A 4,623-nucleotide genomic window follows, 5' to 3' on the forward strand; every position below is an offset into this window, starting at 1 on the left:
GTCCAGGTCTTCTGGCCGTTGACGATGTATTTGTCGCCCTGTCGTTCGGCCTTGGTCTTGACCGAGGCCAGGTCGGAACCGGAGCCCGGCTCGCTGTAGCCCTGGCTCCACCAGACCTCGCCGCTCGCGATGCCGGGCAGGAAGCGCTTCTGCTGCTCGGGATTGCCGTAGGCCATGATCACCGGCGCCACCATCACGGGCCCGAAGGGGATGATGCGCGGCGCACCGGCCAGCGCGGCCTCTTCCTCGAACAGGTGCTTCTCGACCGCGGTCCAGCCGGGGCCGCCGAATTCCTTCGGCCAGCCATAGCCGAGCCAGCCCTTCTTGCCGAGGATCTTGGCCCATCGCTGCAGGTCGTCACGCGTCAGCTCGAGCGCGTTGTGCACCTTGTGCGAAATGTCTTGGGGAAGGTTTTCTTTGACCCAGGCGCGAATCTCTTCGCGGAACTTCTGTTCTTCGGGCGTGAAGCTCAAATCCATGCGTGCCTCGCTATGTTGATCGAACCGCCACGGACGCGGCGTGTCTCCGGGACCGCCGGTTTTAGCACGGTCGTGCGCTTCCGGGGTGTCCGCGCCGCGACAATCCGGCCTCGGAAAAAGCAGCACGGATAATCCCGCGTCCGATGAAGAATATTGTGATCCTTATCTCCGGCGGCGGGTCGAACATGGCGGCCATCGTGCGGGTCGCCGAGCAGGAGCGCTGGGCCGCCCGCTTTGATGCCCGGGTCGCCGCCGTCATCAGCAACAAGCCGGACGCGGCGGGCCTTGCATTCGCGCGCGCCCATGGAATTCCGACCGCCGTGGTCCCGCACAAGGACTTCGCCAGCCGCGAGGATTTCGACACCGCGCTGGCGCAAGCCATCGACGTCCATGAGCCGGCGCTGGTCGTGCTGGCCGGCTTCATGCGCATCCTGACACCGGGCTTCGTCGCTCGATACGCGGGCGGGCTGCTTAATATCCACCCGTCGCTGCTGCCGGCGTTCCCGGGGCTTCACACCCACCAGCGCGCGATCGAGGCGGGCTGCAAGGTGGCGGGACTCACGGTGCATCAGGTCACGGTTGAACTCGACCATGGGCCGATCCTCGCGCAGGCGGTGGTGCCGGTGCTGCCCGACGACACCGCGACGAGCCTGGCGGAACGTGTTCTAGTGCACGAACATCGGGTTTACCCGCAAGCAATTGCGGCCTGGCTGAGAGAAACAAAATGACACAATCCGTGGGGTCTCATTTATTCTCTTCGAGCCTCGTGAAACGCAATCGCGACGAGCCGTCGATGTCCACGCGGCCGCCGAACATGGCGGCCGGGCGTACCCAGAGCCCGCGCTCGCCGTAGAGCGCGCGGTAGAGCGTCATCGGCTCGAGCGTCTCGCTGTGCCGCACGGTGCCCAGGACTTCGTACTCGCCGCCCTTGTAGTGGCGGTAGCGTCCGGGCGGGGTCTCGATCAAGGGTGGCAGGTCGTCGTCGTTCACGCTGTGATTTCCTTCATGGAACTGAAAGGTCGGGATGGATAGGGCGGATTTTGTTCATCTCGTGCGCCTGAGCGAGCATGCCAGCGCCGACGACAGCAGCGGCTACCGGCGCGGCGTCGCGGCCTTCGCCGCCCTGGGCTACCTCTGGGTGATCGCCTGCCTGGCGCTCGCGATCRGCATCATCGCCTGGGTGGTCGGCGGGCTGGCCCACGGCGGGCGCTTCAACTTCAGCCGCGGCTGGTTGCTGCTGTTCGCGGTCGGCCTGCTGTGGGCCACCCTGCGCGCCCTGTGGGTGAGCTTCGACGAGCCTGAGGGCGTGGCCCTGGAGCGCGAGGACGCGCCAGAGCTGTTCGAGGCGCTGGACCGCATCCGGAAGCGGATCGACGGCCCGCAGGTGCATCGCGTCTACCTCGACAGCGAGTTCAACGCCAGCATCCGCCAGTTGCCGCGCTTCGGACTCTTCGGCGGCGCGGTCAACCATCTCAGCATCGGCCTGCCGCTGCTGATGGCGCTCGACCGCCGGCGCCTGCTGTCGGTGCTGGCCCACGAATACGGGCATCTGCGCGGCAATCACGGCAAGCTGAGCGCCTGGATCTATCGCACGCGGATGTCCTGGCTCAAGCTGGACGCCAGCTTCCAGCGCGACGAGGGCGTAATGGCCTTCGCCTCGCAGGCCTTTTTCCGCTGGTACTTCCCGCGTTTCGCCGCCAAGACCTTCGCGCTGGCGCGGCAGGACGAATACGAGGCCGATCGCGTCGCTGCGCGCCTGCTCGGCACCCGGGTGGTGGCCGGCGCGCTGACCGAGATCGTCGTCAAGAGCGCCTGGTATGCCGAGGTTTTCTGGCCCGCGCACTGGTCGCGGGCGGTCGACGAGCCGATCCCGGCCGGTCCGTTCTCGGCGATGGTGCCCCAGCTTTGCGCGCCGGTGGCGCCTGATTTCGCCCGCACCGCGCTACGCGGCGCGCTGCGCAGCGTCAGCGATGTCGACGATACCCACCCGGTGCTGCGCGACCGGCTCGAAGCGCTCGACGAGAAGCCCGTCCTGCCGTCCTGGTCGGCGAAATCGGCGCTGGGCCTGCTCGCCGATGCGCCCCGATGGACCGCCCATTTCGACAGCGAATGGCGGCGCGAGCATGCGAACGACTGGAAGCAGCACCACGCCTACCTGGTGCGCGTGCGCGAGYGCGTCGCCGCCCTGACCGCCAGCGCCGGCCGCAACAACGCCGACGAGATGGTCGAGTGGGCCGACTGCGCCCGGCGGCTCGACGCATCGGCCGACGTTCGCAGCTACTACGAGCGCGCCCTGCAGTTGACCGAAAATCACCCGGGCGCACTGCGAGGCCTGGCGCAGTTGCTGCCGGCCCGCGACCGCGACGCCCGGCTCGCGGTGCTCGAGCGCCTGCATGAATCGAGCATGGCCAGCCGCTGGTGGGCCGCGAAGACGGCGGTCGGCCTGCTCGAGGATCCGTATGGCGGCGGGCACGACGAGCGCGCGCTCAAGCTCTGGCGCGAGCGGGCCCGGACGGCGGAGGAGGCCGAGCAGCGCGCCTGGGAAGAGATCACCGCCACGCCTTTTTTCAGCCACATCGCCCGCCACGATCTGAGCGAGTTCGAGCTCGGCGAACTGCGCGCCGACCTGGTGCGCTGCACCCCGGTCTCGCAAGCCTGGCTGGTGCGCAAGAACCTGCGCGAATTCCCTTGGCGGCGCGCCTACGTGCTGTTCCTCGAACTGCCGCATATGAGCGACGACGAGCGTTGGCAGTTGTGCCGCCAGCTCGAGCAGACCCTGAGCCTGCCGGGCGCCGCGCTGGTGCTGTGGGCCGGACATTCGCCGACGCTGGAGCAGATCGAGCGCCAGGCCTTCGGTGCGATCTGGGCCCGAACCGCCGATTGAGATCGGGGTGGCTGCGACTGAGACAATGCAGGGATGCACCCCAAAGCCCTGCTTGACGCCACCGCCGACCTGGTCGGCCTGGTTCTGAAATTCGATCACCCGGCCGATCAGGTCGTTTCGCGCTTCTTTCGCGACCATCGCGAATTCGGGCCGCGCGAGCGCGCCACCCTGGCCGAGACCGTCTACACGGTGCTGCGCAAGAAGCTGCTGTTCGACCACCTGTCGCCCTCCGGCAGCGGGCCGAAGGAGCGGCGGATGGCGATCCTCGGTTTCCATGGCCCGCGCGACTTCCTGAAGAGCGCGCTCAACGACACCGAGAAGCGCTGGCTCGACAACTGCGACGCCGTCAAGTCCGACGACCTGCTCGAACGGCATCGCCACAACCTGCCCGAATGGCTGGTGGCGCCGCTCAAGGCGCAGTTGGGCGACCAGTTCTGGCCGTTGGTGGAGAGCCTGCAGCAGCCGGCGCCGCTCGACCTGCGGGTCAATGCGCTCAGCGACAAGCGGCCCGAAGTGCAAAAGGAACTGGCCATGGCGTCAATCAAGGCGGTCGCCACGCCGTTCTCGCCCTGGGGCCTGCGCGTCGATGGCAAACCGGCGCTGAACAAGCTCGATGCCTTCACCCGCGGCGCCATCGAGGTGCAGGACGAAGGCTCCCAATTGCTGGCCTTGCTGCTGGACGCCAAGCGCGGCGAGATGGTGGTCGACTTCTGCGCCGGCGCCGGCGGCAAGACCCTGGCCATCGGTGCCACCATGCGCAACACCGGGCGGCTTTATGCCTTCGACACTTCGGCCCATCGGCTCGACGCCCTCAAGCCGCGGTTGGCCCGTAGCGGCCTGTCGAACGTGCATCCGGCGGCGATCGCCCACGAGCGTGACGACCGCATCAAGCGACTGGCCGGCAAGATCGACCGGGTGCTGGTCGATGCACCCTGCTCGGGACTTGGCACCCTGCGGCGCAATCCGGACCTGAAATGGCGCCAGTCGCCACAATCGGTGCAGGAATTGACGGTCAAGCAGGCCGCGATCCTGCAGAGCGCGGCCCGGCTGGTGAAATCCGGCGGCCGGCTGGTCTACGCCACCTGCAGCGTGCTGCCGCAAGAGAACGAGGCCATCGCTGAGGCCTTCGGCGCCGCCAATCCGGATTTCGAAGCCCAGGATGCGTCGGAACTGCTCACCGGCCTCAAGGTGGCGGGCGCCGAGACCGTGTGCGCGGGCGGCGAAAGCGGGACGCGCTACCTCCGACTCTGGCCCCAACGC

General features: G+C 67.8%; 5 protein-coding genes. 3 read left to right on the forward strand and 2 right to left on the reverse strand.

From position 1 onward, the window contains the following. Positions 1-479: acyl-CoA dehydrogenase family protein (locus tag AC1DY5_RS42745; RefSeq protein WP_478120481.1), on the reverse strand; the 479-nt coding region annotated here is incomplete at its 3' end. Positions 480-622: 143 nt separating this feature from the next. Here AC1DY5_RS42745 and purN point away from each other — a divergent pair. Beyond that, complete coding sequence (gene purN / locus AC1DY5_RS42750) at positions 623-1,207, forward strand: phosphoribosylglycinamide formyltransferase (RefSeq protein WP_478120482.1); 585 nt, start codon at positions 623-625, stop codon at positions 1,205-1,207. Between the two features lie 16 nt (positions 1,208-1,223). Here the strand turns inward: purN and AC1DY5_RS42755 are convergent, their stop codons facing one another. Beyond that, complete coding sequence (locus AC1DY5_RS42755; RefSeq protein WP_478120483.1) at positions 1,224-1,469, reverse strand: DUF1653 domain-containing protein; 246 nt, start codon at positions 1,467-1,469, stop codon at positions 1,224-1,226. A 34-nt stretch (positions 1,470-1,503) separates the two neighbouring features. Between AC1DY5_RS42755 and AC1DY5_RS42760 the strand changes: the two genes are divergently transcribed. Both AC1DY5_RS42760 and AC1DY5_RS42765 read left to right on the forward strand, forming a co-directional pair. Beyond that, positions 1,504-3,363, forward strand: coding sequence for a M48 family metallopeptidase (locus AC1DY5_RS42760; RefSeq protein WP_478120484.1), 1,860 nt, complete (start codon positions 1,504-1,506; stop codon positions 3,361-3,363). Positions 3,364-3,396: 33 nt separating this feature from the next. Then, positions 3,397-4,623: RsmB/NOP family class I SAM-dependent RNA methyltransferase (locus tag AC1DY5_RS42765; protein ID WP_478120485.1), on the forward strand; the 1,227-nt coding region annotated here is incomplete at its 3' end.

Source organism: Variovorax sp. P4_D9, from assembly GCF_056401695.1.